Raw genomic sequence first — 20,080 nt, forward strand, 5'->3', positions numbered from 1 at the left:
GGCTATCGCTCTGACCTGTTGTTTCCGGTGCGGACGCGCACCTAGCGTTTCGCGCGTCGCAAACACAGAGCACCCGAGAAGGAGACTGCGGTGAGCGCACCACTGCCGACCGAGCGGCGCCCCGGTCACCCATTCGACCCGCCGGCGGGGCTGGCCGAGCTCCGCGAGCATCGCCCGCTGAGCCGGCTGGCCTACCCCGACGGGCACGAGGGCTGGCTGGTCACCAGCCACGCGCTGGTGCGCGAGGTGCTGGCCGACCCGCGCTTCAGCGTCCGCCCCGACCTGCGGCACCTGCCGGTCCCCGGCGCCCCGGGCAGCGACCGGCCGCCGCCTCCCGGGATGTTCGGCGGCATGGACGCGCCGGAGCACACGCGGTACCGCCGCCTGCTCACCGGGAAGTTCACCGTCCGCCGCATGCGCCTGCTGAGCGAGCGGGTCTCGCTGATCACCGAGGAGCACCTGGCCGCGATGGAGCGGCAGGGCGGCCCGGTTGACCTGGTGACGGCCCTGGCGCAGCCGATCCCCGCGCAGCTGATCTGCGAGCTGCTCGGCGTCCCGTACCAGGACCGGGCGCGCTTCCAGCAGCACGCGCTGGACCTGTTCCGCCTGAACGCGCCGCCGGAGGAGCTGGCGGCGGCCTACGGCGCGGTGCACGCGTTCATCCAGGAGCTGGTCACGGCCAAGCGCGCCGACCCCACCGACGACCTGCTGAGCGACCTGACCGGGACCGACCTCACCGAGGAGGAGCTGGTCAACATCGGCTTCCTGCTCCTGGGCGCCGGCCTGGACACCACGGCGAACATGCTCGCGCTCGGCGTGTTCGCGCTGCTCACCCACCCCGATCAGCTCGCCGCCCTGCGCGCGGACCCCGGCCTCGCCGAGCGCGCGGTCGAGGAGCTGCTGCGGTATGCGAGCATCATCCCCTTCACCGTCCGTACGGCACTGACCGACGTCGAGCTGAACGGCGAGGTGATCAAGGCCGGGGAGTCGGTCACCGTCTCGGTGCCGGCGGCCAACCGCGACCCCGCGCACTTCACCGACCCCGACACCCTCGACCTGTCCCGCCGGGCCGGCGGGCACGTGGCCTTCGGGCACGGCGCGCACCAGTGCCTCGGTCAGCAGCTCGCGCGGGTGGAGCTGCAGGTGGCGCTGCCCGCGCTGGTCGGCAGGTTCCCCGGCCTGCGCCTGGCCGTCCCGGCCGAGGACGTGCCGCTGCGTACCGACATGCTCATCTACGGCGTGCACCGGCTGCCCGTGACCTGGGGGGCCTGACTCTGACGGTTCGGTGGGCGAAATGTCCGGTTTCGTGGCAAGATGCGGGACGTCCATCGTGTCCCGTCACCGAAGGAATCCCCATGCGACGACCCCTGGGGGCACTCGCCGCCGTGCTCAGCCTCGCCGCCTGCGCCCCGTCCACGGGCGGGACGCAGGGCGCCGCTCCCGCGGCACTGCCTGAGGCGACCACACCCGCTCCCGCTTCCACTCCGGCACCCTCCCCGAAGCGGACGCCCTCCCCCGAGTCGGACAAGTGCCGCGTCAGCGTGGTCAGCCCGGCCATCACCGCGCTGACGATCCGGACCTCGGCGACCCGCCGCGAGTGCGTGCGCCCGGCGCTGATGCGCGTCCGCATCAAGCGCGCCGTCCCCGGCGAGGATCCCGTCGTCAAGAGCGGCGCGACCAGGAACGACCGCCTCACCCTGAAGATGCCCTGCAAGGCGGGCACCTACTACGCGGTCGCCACCGACTACCGCAACGACACCGCCACCTCCGAGCCCGTCCGGCTGACCTGCCCCACCCCCACCCCCACCCCGACCGCCACCCCGGCGCCCACGCGCACCCGCACCTCCACGGCCAGGAAGACGGAGCAACCGGTGGCCTCCGTCGGATCGGCGCTGGAGAACGAGGTCGTCCGGCTGACCAACGCCGAGCGGGCCGACGGCGGCTGCCGCCCGCTCACGCACGACGCGAAGCTGCGCAGGGCGGCGCTCGGGCACTCGGCCGACATGGCGAACAACGACTACTTCGACCACGACTCCCAGGACGGCCGCGACATGGTCGACCGCATCCGCGCCACCGGCTTCGCCGGCTCGGCCTGGGCGGAGAACATCGCGATGGGGCAGCGGTCGGCGGCCGCGGTGGTCCGGGACTGGATGAACAGCGACGGCCACCGGCGCAACATCATGAACTGCTCGTACACGCACATCGGGGTGGGCGCGGCCAGGAACGCGCAGGGCCAGATCTACTGGACGCAGGACTTCGCCGCCCGCTGAGCTCCCGGAAAGTCCGCCCCCCGCTGAAGCCGGTGGCGCTGACGGTGAACCTCGCTCATGACGCCGCCCGTACCTCTCAGGAGCAAGCAATTCGGCCTCACTCCTGAGGCAGACGAAAGGGCCGACCATGAAGAAGCGCACCCTCGCTGTCCCCGGTCTGGCCGTCGCCACGGCCATGATCGCCGGCTCTGTCACCCCGGTCTCCGCGTCGTCGAGCACCCCCGTGTATCTCGCCGCCTCCCTCGCGGGCAAGAACGAGGTCCCCGCCCCCGGCACGAAGGCCGGCGACGGGGACGGGAGCGCGCTCGCCGTGTTCCGCATCCACGGGCAGCGGGTGGACTACGCGGTGCGGTGGCAGAACGTGAAAGCGCCCAGCGGGTTCCACATCCACCGGGGCGCGGCGGGCGAGAACGGTGAGGTCAGGATCCCGTTCTTCGCCACGGCGCTGCCCGCCCAGCTGCACGCGGTCAAGGGCACCGTCATCGTCAAGGACCGCAACCTGCTCGGCCGCATCCTCGGCAACCCGCAGAACTGGTACGCCAACCTGCACAACGCCGAGTTCGGCGGCGGCGCCGTCCGCGCCCAGCTGCACCGCGTCCGGCCGGTGTCCATGGAGTCGGTGCTGGCCCACGGCTTCGGCCACACGCTCACCGCACGCGCCGACGGCCGGCAGGAGGTCCGCGCCCCCGGCACGAAGGTCGGCGACGGCAACGGGCGCGCGGCCTGGCTGGTGCAGCCGGAGGGCCGGCGCGTGTGGTTCGCCGCCGCCTGGAAGAAGATCGCGGCCCCGACCGCGGCGCACATCCACCGCGCGCCCAAGGGCAGCAACGGCCCCGTCGTGGTGCCGTTCTTCGAGGCCAAGGGCGGGTTGCCGGCCGGCGTCACCGGGCTCGCGGGCAGCGCCACGACGTCCGCGGCCGTCTCCCGCCGCATCTGGAACAACCCCGGGAACTGGTACGCCAACCTGCACAACGCCAAGTTCCCCGGGGGCGCGGTACGCGGCCAGCTCTACCGAGGGGACTGGTGAGGCCGCGCCCCTCACAGCCGCGCCTTGCGAGGGGCAGACTTGACGGGCTACTGATGGTGGGTCCTCGCGTACTCGTCCCTTCTTGCCTCGCATTCGTCAACCGGCGCTCGCCGCCGGCAGGTCTGATAGACCGCCGTCGCGGGCACGCAGACATCCCCGCTTACGGTGACCCCCCAGGCGTATCGGCAATATTCGTATTCGATGTTTCCCTCGACGCAGATGCTCCGCTTCGTCACCACACCTCCTGCGTCGGGGCTGCGGCAGTCGGCGTAGACGGGCACGGCGTCCCTGCAGATCAGCCCGGCCCCTCGGTAGACGCACGCTTCACGCACCGCGGGCGACTCACACTGCCGGTCGGTTCTTCCAGCCAACCGGCAGTCCAGATAGGTCTTGGCGACAGCGGCGGCGCCCGTGACGCACGGCTTCCTGCCCCTTCCGACCGCGTCGGCCTTGCGGCAGTCGGCGAGAAACGCCTTCACGTCGCGGTCGAGTGCGGCTGCGCCTGCGCAATCTTTCTCCTTGAAGCCGGACGCCTTGCAGGACCTGTAGCGCGCACGCGACACGTCCGGCACTCTCGGCATCGCTCCGTGGGCCGGGCTCTGCGTCCTCTGCGCCGCAGTCCCGGCCGTGGCCCGCTGGTGAACCGGTGTGCCACCACTGGGCGGGCTGGGCAGCGGGCAGACGAACCCGATGCCCAGCAAGGCCACCAGCGCGATGCCGCCGCTCAGCCCCGCCCGGAACCACTTCGAGTGCCGAGTCCACCTCAACGAGAGCCTCCCACTCAGGCGGGACGGACGGTGTCGGTGCAGACGGATCCTATATCGCCGGCGATGTCGGTACAGACCCTCTTGACGATGAGCCCGCTGCCGGGAGAGCTCAGCCGCGCCTTCTTCCAGTTGGCATTGATATCGGCGTTCTTGTTCACCATGTTGAAAATCTTGATGCCGCTGTCGATGAGCCCGCAGACCGTGCTCGCCGCCGTCTCAGCCGGTTTGGCCACAGGTATGTGAGACAGGAAATCCTTCACCTGACAGACTCCCGGTGTCGTGAGGTCGGACTTCTTGTAGATCTCCGACGAGAACCACGCCTGGACCGACGAGTAGTACCTCTCGCACGTCTTGGACTTGTTCTTGGTCACACAGGGCCGTTCTTGGGGGGTGGAGTCGCAGTAGTCCGACTTCGGGTTGGACATGCACCAGTAGATTCCATCGGCCAGCTTTCCGCAGTCGCCGACCTTCTTCGTGGCCTTGATGCAGTCGAGTTGCACAACACCGGCGGCGAAGCAGTCCCCGAGCGAGCCCTTGACCTTCAGGAAACATCGGACCGTGTCGTTGGCCACCTCCTTGCAGACGGAGTCCAACTGGTCGTAGCCGCTGCGATCACCCAGGTTCTTGAGCCCGCCCTGGTAGGAGCAGACCGCGTAGACCTCGCCGACCACCGCGCATTGAGACTTGGAGCCGTAGTTCTCGCCGTCGACCCGGCACCGTTCGTAGGCTCCGGTCGAACCGACGCAGGTGTCGTGGGCGTTGCTGTAGCGATGCATGCAGTCGACGTACTGTGGATTGCCTTCGATGCACACGGAACGAGAGATCGACTTGTCCGACCGGCAGGAGTCATAGGCCTCGATGGAACTCGTGCAGAGGCTGCCTCCACCCTGGGTGACGCAGGCCTCCTTGACGCCGGCGCCTTCGCAGCTGCCCGATTTCTTGCCTCCCAGGCGGCAGGACGTATACGCCACCCCGCCGTCCGCGCACGCGTTGTCGTCGTTGAGACCCTTCTTGCAGTCGACGACGAACGCCTTCGTCTCCTTGGAGATCTTCTTCTCCGCGTCGCAGTTGAGCCCGTTCTTGTTCTTGAAGCCCTGGTTCGCGCAGGCCTTGTACTCCTTCTCCTTCTCCTTCTGCGTCTTCGTGGTCTTCGTGCTCGCCTTCTTCGTCGTCTTCTTCGTCGTCGTCTTCTTCTTCGTCGCGTGCCCGTCCGGGTCAACTGCGGTCAGCGGGTTGTCGTTGGCGTAGGTGTAGCGGTTGAGCTGCACGCTGGGGTCCGGGGCCTGGCCGAGAGTGTCCCGGCTGACGAAGCTGCCGGTGCTGGGCTGGTACCAGCGAGCGGCCATGTTCACCTTGCCCGTGTCCGGGTCGGTGTAGCCGCCCTGGTAACCCAGGTCGTGAGCCGCCCCTGTACGGGAGAGCACCTCGCCGAAGGGGTCGAAGGCGACCGAATCGGCCAGGGACGTGCTGCCTGCCCCGAAGGTGCCGATCAGGTCACCACGCAGGTCGCAGAAGGCCAGCCGCCCGCCCGTGCCATCCGACAGTCCGAGCGTGCGGCCCAGCGCGTCGCGGCCGAAGGTCGACGTCACCACGCCGGTGCCGCCGTCGGTCACCGCCGTCAGGTTGTTGCTCACACCGTCATAGACCATCCGGGTGCTCTTGCCGCCTGCGGTACGGGTCTCCACCCGGTCCAGGGCGTCATATTCGTAGACGACGGCGTCGTCGTTGATCAGCCGGTCGAAGGCGTCGAACTTGGTCCGGCGCACGATGCCGGCGGAGTCCTCGGCCAGGGTGCCACGGGCGGTGTACGTGTAGGTGTGCCCATCGCCCGAGATCAAGCGGTTGCGCTCGTCGTAGGTGAAGGTCTTGTCGCCGGCCTTGACCCGGTTCCCTGCCGCGTCCCACTCGTAGCCGGTCTTCGTGCCGTCCGGCGCGGTCCATGAGGTCAGCCGGTTGGACCAGTCGTAGGTGTAGACGTTCCGACCCGCTCCTGTCGTGCCCGCGGTCGTCTTGGACGTCAAGTTGTCGTCCAAGTCGTACTCGTACCCGATCGAGGCGATGGGGCTTCCCGCAGAGGTGGTGAGCTGGTCCTCGGTGAGCCGGTTCAGCTCGTCGTAGCTGTAGCTGCGCCGGGCCCCGGACGCGCCGTAGGCCATCGAGGTCAACCGCGAGTTCTTGTCGTAGCCGTAGTCGATGGTCACCGCGCTGACCGGATCAACCGCTTGAGTCTGCCGGTCGGCGTCGTCCCAGGTGAAGGAGGAGGTGCCGGTCGTATCCACGCGCTGGGTCAACCTGCTGTTGGCGTCGTAGGCGTAGGTACTGATGTCCCCGCTCGCCCCGCTGATCTTCAGCAGCAGCCCTCGGTCGTTGAGGGTGAAGGCCAGGTCGTTGGCGGTGGTCACCCGGCCCGCCAGGTCGTAGCCGAACGTCTTGGCCTCGGTGTCCGCCTCCGCACCGGTGCCGGTCTGCTGGGTCAGCCGGTTCAGCTCGTCGAAGACCCGGGCGATGCGTACCCCGCCAGGAAGCAGTGTGGTCACCGGATTGCCACCGGCGTCGTAGGCGGTGGTCCAGGTACGGTCGGCCGCCTGCTGGTGTGCCGCGGTGCTCGGCTCGATCACCGATTCGGCGAGACCGAGGCTGTTGTAGGTGGTGTAGGTGGCGTTACCACGCCCATCGGTCGAGCGGGTCTGCTCCCCGGCGGCGTCGTACCCGAAGCTCGTAGTGATCGTCTCGGTCGCGGACACCGGCTCGCGGCGCTCCACCAGCCGGTTGGCCGCGTCGAACACCTGCGTGGTGGTGTGTCCCTCGGCCGAGGTCTCGCTGATCAGATTGTCAGCCGGGTCATACCCGAACCGCTGGCTACGCAGCACCGTGCCCTGCGCGTTCAGCTCCTGCGTCCGGACCTTCCGCCCTGCCAGATCATGGGTGGCCGTGCTGGACAGCCCCAGGGGATCGGTCGATCTGATCAGGCGTCCGGCCAGGTCGTACGCGAACGTCGTGGTGTCACCCAGCGCGTTCGTGTTCGCGATCAGCGCGCCGGTGGCGTCGTAGGCCCGGGTGGTGCTGTCGCCGGTCGGCCGGATGGTCTTGGTGACCCGGCTGGCGTCGTCGTACTCCATCCGGGTGACGTAGGTGGCCTGTGCCGGCCGGCGCTCGATGGTGGTCAGCGTGATCTGGCGGCCCAGGTCGTCATACGTGGCCTCCGAGCGGGCGCCGGTGGGGTCGACTGTCCACAGCTCCTCTCCCAGCAGGTCGTAGCCGAAGCTCGACACAGCCGCCTTGGGCGCTCTGACCTGTACCTTCCGGCCCAGGCCGTCGTAGATGTAGGTGGTCTGCTGCCCTCTGGCGTCGGTGTTGCTGATCAGCTGGCCCGCCGCGTCGTAACCGGAGGTGATCTTCGGTGTGATCGGCTGCCCGCCCGGCGGCGTGTAGGCCGGCATCGCCTGCTCCACCACGCGGCCGGCCCGGTCCATGACGCTGGTCAGGATCCTGCCTTCGGCATCGGCCCGGTGCGTGGGCTCTCCGTAGGTGTTGTATCCGGTTCTGGTCACCGGCCGCTGGGTGGCAGGGGCGGCACCCGCACGCTCCACCGCCACCGGTGGTGACTGCACCTGCGTGGGCAATCTCAGGGCGTTGTAAGCGATGTCGGTGGTGAACGCCGCCGGGTCGGCGCCCGGCGCATTGCCCCTCGGGTCCGTTGTCGCCGTGGTCAGGCCCCGGTCATCCACCGTCACCGTGGTGATCAGGTCTTCCCCGCCGTCGTTGTGCACGACCTCTCTGATCGGTTGGTTGGCGGCGTTGTAGGCGTACTCGGTGACCTCGACGCGGTCCGAGCCGGCCGCGCTCCGGCTGATCTTGATGACGTTGCCGTTGGCGTCGTAGCTGTAGTCGGCGACCCGGTTGAGCTTGTCCGGGTCCGTCGCGAGCCGGGTCAGCCGCCCCGCGGCGTCGTACACGCCTGCCAACCGCAGCGTGCCACCATCGGTGGTCTCCTCCACGACATTGCCCGCCGCGTCGTATGTCCGCGATCCCAGTACGACGTCTCGCGGCGTGGACGACCCGTTGAGCCGCGCCGCCTTGGCGATGTTGCTCGCCGGCAGGTCGTCGCCGTAGTAGGTGTAGGCGGTGGTGCGGCCCATCGCGTCGGTCTCCGAGGCCAGCCGGCCGCCCGGATCGTAGGCGTACGAGGTCATCGTCACGTCAACCGCCTGCTGCGGGTCGATCGGACTGCCGGTCCAGCCCTTCAGCGTGCTCGTCGCCAGCTCGCCCCGCGGCGTGTAGCCGTAATGGAAGACGGTGCCACGCTCGTCGGTGAACCTGACCTTCTGGCCCTTGTGATCGTAGGCGAAACGCTGCACGCCGCCTTCCGGGCCGGTCACGGTCTCCAGCCGCCCGTAGGAGTCGTAGCCGTAGCCGGTGGTCCTGGCCGCGTCGCCGCCGGTCAGGTCGGACAGCGTCTCGGTGAGCGGCAACCCGTCCTCATCATAGGTACGGCTCCACTTCACCGTGTGCGTCACGCCGCTGATGTCGTTCTTGACGCCCGCCCCGGTACGCGAGGTGATCCTGCCGAGCGCGTCATAGGCGACTGTCGTGGCCAGCCCCTCCGGGTAGGCCTTGGAGACCTCGATCTCCTGGACCACCCGGCCCAGCACGTCGTACTCCCGGTTGTACCTGAGCCCTGTCGCCACGGTTTCCACGGCCACGTCCCCGGACGCCGTGTAGGCATAGGTGACTTCGTTGCCGTTGTAGTCCTTGGCGGATCTCAGCAGTCCTGCCGGTGTGTTCCCACCGCCCGCCGCCGCTTCCGTGCCGTCTGTGTAGGTCTTCACCGCTGAACGGCCCTGCGGGAAGTCCGCCGTGGCCGGGGTGGTCTGCTTGACCTCTTCGCCATGGGAGTTGAAGGTCCAGGACGTCTGGTACGTCTCGTCCGTTGCCGAGGCCGACCTGCCGTCCCGGTGTGCGATCTTGAGGTCGTTGCGAGCGTCGAAGGGATCGTTCGTGTTCAGGAAGTAGGAGAAGTACTCGGTGGAGCAACTGCCGGCCGCCCGGCAGGTCTTCCTGGACAGCATGTTGCCCCGGGCGTTGAAGGTCATCTCCACCGCGTTGCCGTTGGGGTCGTATTCCTTGGCGGGGAAACCGCCTGTGTCGTAGGCGTACCTCGTGGTCGCGCCGGCCTGGTCGGTCACCGACACCTGCCGGTAACCACGCTGCGCGTCGGCGACGTAGGTGACGACCCCGTTGTGCGGGTCGGTCACCGTCACAGTGGCGAAGGTGGAGATTGTGGTCTGCCTGGCATACGCCGGGTCCGACAGCTTCCAGGTGCCGCCGTGGGCATCGGTGTGCGTCGCCAGCCGCCCGCCGTCGGGGTTGTAGGTGTTGACCGCCCGGACCCTGCCCGACGCCTGGGTCACCTTGGTCAGCTGCGGTTGCGCCTTCCCAGCTGCGAAGTGCCGCTGTACGGCCGCCACGCCGAGCGGCTTGCCGTAGATGGCGACCTCGTCGATGTCACCGTTGAACGGGAACGGCGCGGCACCGCTCGTGGTGGACGGCCAGGCCGGAGAGGCGTGACCGTAGCCGATCCGGGTCTGCGCCATGTCACCGTGCTGGATCTCCCCAGCCAGCGTGCCCACCGCGACGCCGTCCAGGTAGAGCGTCTGTGTGTGCTCCGCCGGCGCCGAGCTCGTGGCGGGCTTGGTCTCCACCGCTGACAGCACCACATGGTGCCAGGCCCCATCGTTCACCGCAGCCGGGGAGGTGATCGGGGTGTGCGCGACGGTGGACGGGCCGGTGTGGAACTGGCCGCGCAGCTTACCGTCAGTGCCCACATAGACCACCGGCGCGGACTCCGACGGGGTGTTGTCGGCGGTGTCCTGCATGCCGATGACTGTGCCGGAGGCTGTGGTCTTGAACCAGGCCTCCACAGCCAGCTCCCCGCCCTGGCCGCTCACGGCATTCGGCGGCAGCTGCACGTAGGTCGAGGTCGCCGCTCCCTTGAAACGCATCGCGGTGTCCGGCGACCCGGTCGGCGCGCCCGGCACCTGGGCGCCGAGGTCGGCAGGGGTGGTTCCGTTCAGCTTGGCCTGCTCCTCGGTGATGTTCCAGCCCGCCGCACTCGCGATGACGGTGCCGGTGCGGGTCTCGGCCTCGTTCAGCCGGTAGTAGTAGTCCGGCCGCGAGTCGATGATCACGCTCTTGTACCGCGAGGCCGTCCCGTACGCGTAAGTCGTGCAGGCCGTCGCCGAGGCCGGCGGGCACACCTTGACCAGCTGATCGCCCTCATAGCTGTAGGTCCAGGTCAGCGGCTTGCCATCGACCGGGTCGGTGGACACGCTGCCGACGTGGCCGCCTGCCCAGATGAACGTCAGCGACCGGCCACCCGTCGCCGTCACCTTGGTCAGCCTGCCGTCGGTGCCGCGAGTCAGCTCCTGCGCCCGCCCCCGATGGTCAGTGATCTTGGTGAGACGGCCGGAGGCGTCGAACCAGTAGGAGGTGGCGGACTTGTCCATCAGCCGCCAGCCTCCCGCCTGCTCGGCGGCCAGCGTCGCGAACGTGCCCTGCGGGGGTGCGTAGGTGCCGTTGCCCGTGGGCGCGAACCGCATCTGCTCGCCGCCCGGGTAGGTCACCAGCAGGCTGCCGGTCGGCTCCACCTCGATCCGCATGTCCCAGCGGGTCGTCCAGCCGGTGCCGAACATGCCGTCAGTGCGCGGGTCCAGGCTGTTGTAGGTGCGGCTGACGTTCAGCGGCGGCCCGACCACCGCCACCGAGGCGTCGGTCGCGGTGTGCGCGAAGTTGCCGGAGGTGTGGTTGAACTCGCGCCCCTGTGTGCCGGCGGCCAGCAGGCCGTTGATGTTGCCCTGTTCCGGCGCCGGAGTGAAGGTCCGCCACGAGGAGGTCACGGTCGTGTAGGTGGTGGCCGCCTTGGCCATCCACGAATACGTCTCGCCCCACTTCAACCGCCTGTCCACGACCTGCCAGGTGCCTTGCGTGGACCACTCTTCGCTCTCCTGCGCGGAGTCCTTGCACCAGCGCCAGTTCGGTGCGCTGCCCGCGCAGAGCTGGAACCAGTACTTGACCTGGCCGCCGTTGAAGGGTCGTGCGTTCGCCGACAGCACCGGCGTCAAGGTGTCCACCTGACTGTTGTTCGCCGGGGAGAACGACTCGAACGGCAGCGCCGCCACGGTCGCGTACACCCATTCCGACCACGGCCCCGACACTCCCGAGGTGGTCGTGGCCCGTGCCCGCCAGCGGATGTGCCAGCCGTCGGTCAGCTTGTCGGCCGGGACGGCCGTCCAGGCGTTGGTGCCGGAGGCGTACTCCTTGTCCGAGGTGCCCGACCAGATCAGGCCCGTCCCCTGGCCGGACTTCTCCGGGTCGTGCTCGACCTGAACGTCGAGCTTGCCGGGCCGGTTCTCGGGGTCGGTCAGCTTGGCGTACATCCAGGGCGTCAGCGACTCCGCCGTCCACGACGTCGTGCCGCGGATCGCCGGGCTCATCCCGAGGCCGTCGATGCTCGGTTTGCGAAGGTCCACGGTGGCGTTCTGCCAGGGCGACCATTCGCCTGCCGTGCCTGTGGTGGGGACGCCGCGTGCCCGCCAGCGGAGCTTCATGCCGTCGGTCAGCTTTCCAGCCGGTACCTGGAGCCACGCGTTACCGCCGGAGGCGTACGCGGTGGTGCCCTGACCCGACCAGATCGCTCCCGTGCCCTGCTGCGGCGCGGCCGGGTCGTGCTCGATCTCGGCGCCGAGCACCAGCTTCGCGCCGCCGGCGTCGCTCACCTTCGCGTACAGCCACGGCGTGGCCGAGGCCAGCGTCCACGTGTCGGCGCCCCGGGTGGCCGGCACCGCGCCCAGCCCGCTGCCCGCCGTGCCGCTCACCGCCACGGTGGCCGGCTGCCACTCCGACCAGGCGCCCGTGACGCCGCCGGGGGTGGACACACGTACCCGCCAGCGGATCAGCCACCCGTCCTTCAGCTTGCCCGCCGCCACCACGGGCGACTGCACCCAGCAGGTGATCGTGGCCGTGCACGAGCCGCTGGACACCGCACCGGTGCCCGACCAGATCAATCCGGAGCCCTGACCGGCCGCGCCCGGATCATGCTCGACCTCCGTGTCGAGTCGCAGCGAACGCGACTCCGGATCGGAGCCGTACGCGGAGAACGACGGCTGCAAGGACGTCAACGTCCACAGTCCTGAGGTCTCCTGGCCGGGAGAGGCCGACAGCCCCGACACCACCGGCTTGGAGGTGTCCACCCGGCCCGCCTGCCACTCCGACCACGGACCCGCAACCCCACCACCGGTGGAGGCCCGCACCCGCCAGCGGATCAACCACCCGTCCCTCAGCTTGCCCGCCGCCACCACCGGCGACTGCACCCAACACGTGATCGTCGCCGAACACGAACCACTGGACACCTCACCGATGCCGGACCAGATCAACCCCGATCCTTGTCCGGCGGCCGATGGGTCGTGCTCGACCTCCGTCTCCAGCCGCAACGACCGCGACTCCGGATCGGCCCCATGGGCCGAGAAGGTCGGCTGGGTGGACGACAGCGTCCACAGCCCCGAGTTGACCTGGCCGGGCGAGGCCGCCAGCCCGGACACCACCGGCTTGGAGGTGTCCACCCGGCCCGCCTGCCACTCCGACCACGGACCCGCAACCCCACCACCGGTGGAGGCCCGCACCCGCCAGCGGATCAACCACCCGTCCTTCAGCTTGCCCGCCGCCACCACCGGCGACTGCACCCAACACGTGATCGTCGTCGTGCAGGAGCCGCTGGACACCGTGCCGGTGGCCGACCAGATCAGCCCCGTGCCCTGCCCGGCGGCCGACGGATCGTGCTCGACCTCCGTCTCCAGCCGCAACGACCGCGACTCCGGATCGGCCCCATGGGCCGAGAACGTCGGCTGCAATGTCGACAACGTCCACAACCCGGACGACACCTGGCCGGGAGAGGCCGCCAGCCCCGACACCACCGGCTTGGAGGTGTCCACCCGGCCCGCCTGCCACTCCGACCACGGACTCGCCACCCCACCGGTGGTGGACACGCGTACTCGCCACCGGATCAGCCAGCCGTCCTTCAGCTTGCCCGCCGTCACCGCCGGCGACTGCACCCAACAGGTGATCGTCAGGGTGCACGAGCCGCTGGACACCGCCCCGGTGGCCGACCAGATCAGCCCCGAGCCTTGGCTCGCGGCCGACGGATCGTGCTCGACCTCCGTCTCCAGCCGCAACGACCGCGATCCCGCATCGGAGCCGTACGCCGAGAACGTCGGCTGCAACGTCGACAAGGTCCACAACCCGGACACAGCCTGACCGGGAGAGGCCGCCAGCCCCGACACCACCGGCTTGGAGGTGTCCACCCGACCCGCCTGCCACTCCGACCAGGACCCCGTCACCAGCGCACCGGGTGACTCGGTGGACTGCACGACCGCACGCACCCGCCACCGGATCTGCCAGCCGTTCTGCAGGCCCGTGACCGCGGGAGACGTGTGCGAGGCCGAACACGTCTGCCCCGTGAAGCAGGTCTCCGCGAAGGTCTTGCCCTGCCCGGACCAGATCAGCCCGGAGCCCTGTCCCGTCGCGGCCGGATCATGCTCGACCTCCGCCTGTAGCACGCCGGGCCGCCGGTCGGCATCGGAGATCGTCGCCGTGAACACCGGGCCGGCGCTCGGCAGGATCCACACGCCCGAGACCAGCTGCCCGGGGGCGGACATCTTGCCCACCACCGGAGGGGGCGGGATCGTGCCGGACACCTTCGTGTCCACCCGGGCCGGCACCCAGGCCGACCACGGTCCCGACATTCCGGAGGTGGTCGTCGCCCGGGCCCGCCAGCGGATCTGCCAGCCGTCGGCCAGCTTCCCCGCCGGGACGGCCGCCCAGGCGTTGTCGCCGGACGCGTACTCCCTGTCCGAGGTGCCCGACCAGATCAGGCCCGTCCCCTGGTCGGGCTTCGCCGGGTCGTGCTCCACTTGAACGTCGAGCTTGCCGGATCGGTTCTCCGGATCGGTGATCCTGGCGTACAGCCACGGCGTCAACGATCCCGCCGTCCACGACGCGGACCCCGGCAGAGCCGGGTCCATGCCCAGCGATTCCACCGTCGGCTTGCTCAGATCGATGCCTGCCGCTACCCAGTCCGACCACGGGCCGACCACACCGGAGGCGGTCTCACCCCGCACCCGCCAACGGACCTTCATGCCGTCGGTCAGTTTTCCGGACGGGACCTGCACCCACGCGTTCTCACCCGAGCCGTACGCCCGGGCGCTCTTCCCGGTCCAGATCAAGCCGGTGCCCTGGCCGGTCGCCGCCGGGTCGTGCTCGATCTCCACGGCGAGCGAGGATTCTCTGTTCTCGGGGTCGGTCACCTTGGCGTAGAGCCACGGCGACGCCGCTGCCGCTGTCCAGGTCGCTGCGTCCCAGGTCGCCGGCGTCATCGACAATCCCGCCACGGAGGGTTTGCGAAGGTCGACGCCCGCCACCGCCCAGTCCGACCACGGGCCGGGGACGCCGGAGGCGGTCTCGCCGCGCACCCGCCAGCGGATCTTCATCCCGTCGTTCAGCTTGCCGGACGGCACCTGCACCCAGGCGTTCGTCCCGGAGGACGCCGCGGCGGCGCCCTTGCCCTCCCAGACCAGACCCGTCCCTTGACCCGCCGCGCCCGGATCGTGCTCGATCTGCACCGACAACCGCGCAGCACGCGACTCAGGATCGGTCACCTTCGCATACACCCACGGCGTCACCGACGAGACCGTCCACGACACCGCGCCCCTCGTCGCCGGAGTCAACCCCGCATCCGACACCGCCGGCTTCGACACATCGACCGTCGCGCTCTGCCACGGCGACCACTCACCCGCCGTGCCTGTGGTGGGGACGCCGCGTGCCCGCCAGCGGACCTTCATGCCGTCCGTCAGCTTTCCAGCCGGTACCTGGAGCCACGCGTTACCGCCGGAGGCGTACGCGGTGGTGCCCTGACCCGACCAGATCGCTCCCGTGCCCTGCTGCGGCGCGGCCGGGTCGTGCTCGATCTCGGCGCCGAGCACCAGCTTCGCGCCGCCGGCGTCGCTCACCTTCGCGTACAGCCACGGCGTGGCCGACGCCAGCGTCCACACGTCGGCGCCCCGGGTGGCCGGCACCGCGCCCAGCCCGCTGCCCGCTGTGCCACTCACCGCCACGGTGGCCGACTGCCACTCCGACCACGGACCAGCCACCCCACCACCGGTGGAGGCGCGCACCCGCCAGCGGACCAGCCACCCGTCCTTCAGCTTGCCCGCCGCCACCACCGGCGACTGCAGCCAGCACGTGATCGTCGCCGAACACGAACCACTGGACACCGACCCGGTGCCCGACCAGATCAACCCCGAACCCTGACCGGCCGCACCCGGATCATGCTCGACCTCCGTATCCAGCCGCAGCGACCGCGACTCCGGATCAGCCCCGTAGGCGGAGAACGACGGCTGCAGCGACGACACCGCCCACAACCCCGAAGTGACCTGGCCGGGAGAGGCCGACAGCCCGGACACCACCGGCTTGGACGTGTCCACCCGGCCCGCCTGCCACTCCGACCACGGACCCGCAACCCCACCGCCCGTGGAGGCGCGCACCCGCCAGCGGATCAGCCACCCGTCCTTCAGCTTGCCCGCCGCCACCACCGGCGACTGCACCCAGCACGTGATCGTCGCCGAACACGAACCACTGGACACCGCACCGGCGCCGGCCCAGATCAACCCCGAGCCTTGACTGGCCGCACCCGGATCGTGCTCGACCTGCGTCTCCAAACGCAACGACCGTGACTCCGGATCAGCCCCGTAGGCGGAGAACGACGGCTGCAGCGACGACACCGTCCACAAGCCGGACACTTCCTGGCCGGGGGACGCCGCCAGCCCGGACACCACCGGCTTGGAGGTGTCCACCCGACCGGCCTGCCACTCCGACCACGGACCCGCAACCCCACCGCCCGTGGAGGCGCGCACCCGCCAGCGGATCAACCACCCGTCCCTCAGCTTGCCCGCCGCCACCACCGGCGACTGCACCCAACACGTGATCGTCGCCGAACACGAACCACTGGACACCGCACCGGCGCCGGCCCAGATCAACCCCGAGCCTTGACTGGCCGCACCCGGATCGTGCTCGACCTGCGTCTCCAAACGCAACGACCGTGACTCCGGATCAGCCCCGTAGGCGGAGAACGACGGCTGCAGCGACGACACCGTCCACAAGCCGGACACTTCCTGGCCGGGGGACGCCGACAGCCCGGACACCACCGGCTTGGAGATGTCCATCCGGCTCGCCTGCCACTCCGACCACGGTCCTGTGACGTTGGCGGCAGTGGACACGCGCACCCGCCAGCGAACCAGCCAGCCGTCCTTCAGCTTGCCTTCCGGCACCACCGGCGACTGCACCCAACAGGTGATCGTCAGGGTGCACGAGCCGCTGGACACCATGCCGGTGGCCGACCAGATCAGCCCCGAGCCCTGCCCGGCGGCCGACGGATCGTGCTCGACCTGCGTCTCCAAACGCAACGACCGTGACTCCGGATCAGCCCCGTAGGCGGAGAACGACGGCTGCAGTGACGGCAGCGTCCACAACCCGGAAGCCGACTGGCCCGGAGAGGCCGACAGCCCCGACACCACCGGCTTGGAGGTGTCCACCCGACCCGCCTGCCACTCCGACCACGCACCGGGCACCAGCGCACCGGAGGAGTCCGTGGATTGCACCACGGCACGCACCCGCCACCGGATCTGCCAGCCGTTCTGCAAGCCCGTGACCGCGGGAGACGTGTGCGAGGCCGAACACGTCTGCCCCGTGAAGCAGGTCTCCGCGAAGGTCCTGCCCTGCCCGGACCAGATCAGCCCGGAGCCCTGACCCGTCGCGGCCGGATCATGCTCGACCTCCGCCTCCAGTACGCCGGGCCGCCGGTCGGCGTCGGAGATCGCCGCCGTGAACACCGGGCCGGCGCTCGGCAGGATCCACACGCCCGAGACCAGCTGCCCGGGGGCGGACATCCTGCTGACAGCGGGTCCCGGCGGAATCGTGTCGAAGAGCTTGGTGTCGATCCGGGCCGACACCCAGTCCGACCACGGGCCCGACGCCCCGGACGTGGTCGCTGCCCGCGCCCGCCAGCGGATCTGCCAGCCGTCGACGAGCTTGCCCGACGGCACCAGCGCCCAGGCGACCGTCCCCGACGCGTACGCCTTGTCCGAGACTCCCGACCAGATCAGGCCTGTCCCCTGGCCCGGTACTCCGGGGTCGTGTTCCACTTCCACGTTCAGCTTGCTCGACCGGTTCTCCTGATCGGACACCCGCGCGTACAACCACGGCGTCAACGATCCCGCCGCCCATGAGGCAGAGCCCGGCAGAGCCGGATTCATGCCCAGCGACTCCACCAGCGGCTTGGTCAGGTCGACACCCGCCAGCGCCCAGTCGGACCACGGCCCCGCGACACCGGAGGCCGTCTCACCGCGCACCCGCCAGCGGATCTTCATCCCGTCGTTCAGCTTGCCGGAGGGCACCTGCACCCAGGCGTTCGTCCCGGAGGACGCCGCGGCGGCGCCCTTGCCCTCCCAGACCAGACCCGTCCCTTGACCCGCCGCGCCCGGATCGTGCTCGATCTGCACCGACAACCGCACAGCACGCGACTCAGGATCGGTCACCTTCGCATACACCCACGGCGTCACCGACGAGACCGTCCACGACACCGCGCCCCTCGTCGCCGGAGTCAACCCCGCATCCGACACCGCCGGCTTCGACACATCGACCGTCGCGCTCTGCCACGGCGACCACTCACCCGCCACGCCCCCGGTCGTGACACCACGCGTCCGCCAGCGGACCTTCATCCCATCGGCCAGCATTCCAGCCGGTACCTGCACCCACGCGTTACCGCCGGAGGCGTACGCGGTGGTGCCCTGACCCGACCAGATCGCTCCCGTGCCCTGCTGCGGCGCGGCCGGGTCGTGCTCGATCTCAGCGCCGAGCACCAGCTTCGCGCCGCCGGCGTCGCTCACCTTCGCGTACAGCCACGGCGTGGCCGAGGCCAGCGTCCACGTGTCGGCGCCCCGGGTGGCCGGCACCGCGCCCAGCCCGCTGCCCGCCGTGCCACTCACCGCCACGGTGGCCGACTGCCACTCCGACCACGGACCAGCCACCCCACCGCCCGTGGAGGCCCGCACCCGCCAGCGGACCAGCCACCCGTCCTTCAGCTTGCCCGCCGCCACCACCGGCGACTGCAGCCAGCACGAGATCGTCGCCGAACACGAACCACTGGACACCGACCCGCTGCCCGACCAGATCAACCCCGAACCCTGACCGGCCGCACCCGGATCATGCTCGACCTCCGTATCCAGCCGCAACGACCGCGACTCCGGATCGGAGCCGTTCGCCGAGAACGACGGCTGCAAGGACGTCAGCGTCCACAGCTTCGACGCCGCCTGCCCCGGAGAGGCCGACAGCCCCGACACCGTAGGTTTGGAGGTGTCCACCCGACCGGCCTGCCACTCCGACCACGGACCAGCCACCCCACCGCCCGTGGAGGCCCGCACCCGCCAGCGGATCAACCACCCGTCCCTCAGCTTGCCCGCCGCCACCACCGGCGACTGCAGCCAGCACGAGATCGTCGCCGAACACGAACCACTGGACACCGACCCGCTGCCCGACCAGATCAACCCCGAACCCTGACCGGCCGCACCCGGATCATGCTCGACCTCGGTCTCCAAACGCAGCGACCGCGACTCCGGATCGGAGCCGTTCGCCGAGAACGACGGCTGCAGCGACGACACCGTCCACAAACCCGACACCGCCTGCCCGGGAGACGCCGACAGTCCCGAGACCGTCGGCTTGGAGGTGTCCACCCGACCGGCCTGCCACTTCGTCCACGGACCCGTCACCCCGCTGGCGGTGGAGGCGCGCACCCGCCAGCGGATCAGCCACCCGTCCTTCAGCTTGCCCGCCGCCACCACCGGCGACTGCAGCCAGCACGAGATCGTCGCCGAACAGGAACCACTGGACACCGCACCGGTGGCCGACCAGATCAACCCGGAGCCCTGCCCGGCAGCCGACGGGTCATGTTCGACTTGCGTCTCCATGCGCAGCGACCGTGACTCCGGGTCGGAGCCGTACGCCGAGAACGTCGGCTGCGTCGAGGACAACGTCCACAGATTCGACACCGCCTGCCCGGGAGAAGCCGACAGGCCCGAGACCGTCGGCAGTGATACAGCGGAATTAGCCGCGACCTTGCTTGTGCCGTGCGTGAGGGACGCGTTGTCGCTCTTCGCGGAAATTGCGCGTGTTCCTGTGGCTGGCGCTTGTGCGGTGTCGGCTCGTTCTGGTTCTGCCCAAGTCAACGGAGGCGGGGAGTTCAATCCGTCGGTCGCCGGTTCAGCACTCGCACTGGGCTTTTTCTCCAACGGCAGCGCGTCCTTGGGACGCTTGCTGTCGCGATTCTCGGCCACGCCGTCCGGCTGTGTCGTCGCCGGATCCACGAGGTGCGGAAGTCCGTTCGCGGAACCCGAGCTCTGGGTCGGAGCCGCCGCCGAGGAACCGGCCGCCGGCGATTGCGGAATGTTCAGCCGTGCCGGTGCGGGTTCGGCGGTGACCGCCATGCCTTCCAGGGTGAGGAAGCTGGGCAGGAGCGCCATCACCATGATGACGGCCATGCGGGCCGCCCACCGGGATGGACCGCTCCTGCCCAGCCCTAAACCGCTGCGGCCCGTAACGCTCTCCCGACCCCGTGCACGCAGCATCGCCACGCCTCGCATTTCGTAAAGAAGGAAGCCCTGAATGACCCTGGCGCACGCCATAAGCCGGAGGTAAATAACAGGCGCAGTTTTATCGGAACTGCGATCTCCCTACTAGATCTTGACAATTCGGCCCGGGTGATCACGACCCGATCGAGCCGACCGCGTTGCGAGAAAAGACGCTGCTCATGCCATCGACACCACCATCTGTGACACTGTGAATGTGACGTAAATCACAGCGCATTGCTCCGGACGTCGAAGCGCTCCGGCAGCGCCTACATTTTTCCTAGACAG

Annotated in this window: 5 protein-coding genes; 3 read left to right on the plus strand and 2 right to left on the minus strand. The window is 69.7% G+C overall.

Going from position 1 to position 20,080, the window contains the following annotated elements; translation table 11 throughout:
- Positions 1-90 precede the first annotated feature (90 nt).
- The 3 genes from LCN96_RS34530 (at position 91) to LCN96_RS34540 (ending at position 3,297) form a co-directional block, all read left to right on the plus strand.
- Positions 91-1,272, plus strand: coding sequence for a cytochrome P450 (locus LCN96_RS34530; RefSeq protein ID WP_225266618.1), 1,182 nt, complete (start codon positions 91-93; stop codon positions 1,270-1,272).
- Between the two features lie 83 nt (positions 1,273-1,355).
- Positions 1,356-2,270: a CAP domain-containing protein gene (locus LCN96_RS34535; RefSeq protein ID WP_225266619.1), complete on the plus strand. Its 915-nt coding sequence runs from the start codon at positions 1,356-1,358 to the stop codon at positions 2,268-2,270.
- Between the two features lie 127 nt (positions 2,271-2,397).
- Entirely contained in the window at positions 2,398-3,297 is a 900-nt protein-coding gene (locus LCN96_RS34540) for a CHRD domain-containing protein (protein WP_225266620.1), read from the plus strand.
- A 47-nt stretch (positions 3,298-3,344) separates the two neighbouring features.
- On the opposite strand, the gene LCN96_RS34545 is transcribed toward LCN96_RS34540, so the two are convergent.
- Together LCN96_RS34545 and LCN96_RS34550 are read right to left on the minus strand one after the other, a co-directional pair.
- Positions 3,345-3,860, minus strand: coding sequence for a hypothetical protein (locus LCN96_RS34545; protein WP_225266621.1), 516 nt, complete (start codon positions 3,858-3,860; stop codon positions 3,345-3,347).
- Between the two features lie 218 nt (positions 3,861-4,078).
- Positions 4,079-19,198: an RHS repeat-associated core domain-containing protein gene (locus LCN96_RS34550; RefSeq protein WP_225266622.1), complete on the minus strand. Its 15,120-nt coding sequence runs from the start codon at positions 19,196-19,198 to the stop codon at positions 4,079-4,081.
- Positions 19,199-20,080 lie beyond the last annotated feature (882 nt).

This window comes from Nonomuraea gerenzanensis (assembly GCF_020215645.1).
GTDB classification, from domain to species: domain Bacteria; phylum Actinomycetota; class Actinomycetes; order Streptosporangiales; family Streptosporangiaceae; genus Nonomuraea; species Nonomuraea gerenzanensis.

What these genes read in the sequence shown, in the direction of transcription:
- LCN96_RS34535 (WP_225266619.1), top strand. Translation starts at nt 1,356, where the DNA reads ATGCGACGACCCCTGGGGGCACTCGCCGCCGTGCTCAGCCTCGCCGCC.
- LCN96_RS34540 (WP_225266620.1), top strand. Translation starts at nt 2,398, where the DNA reads ATGAAGAAGCGCACCCTCGCTGTCCCCGGTCTGGCCGTCGCCACGGCC.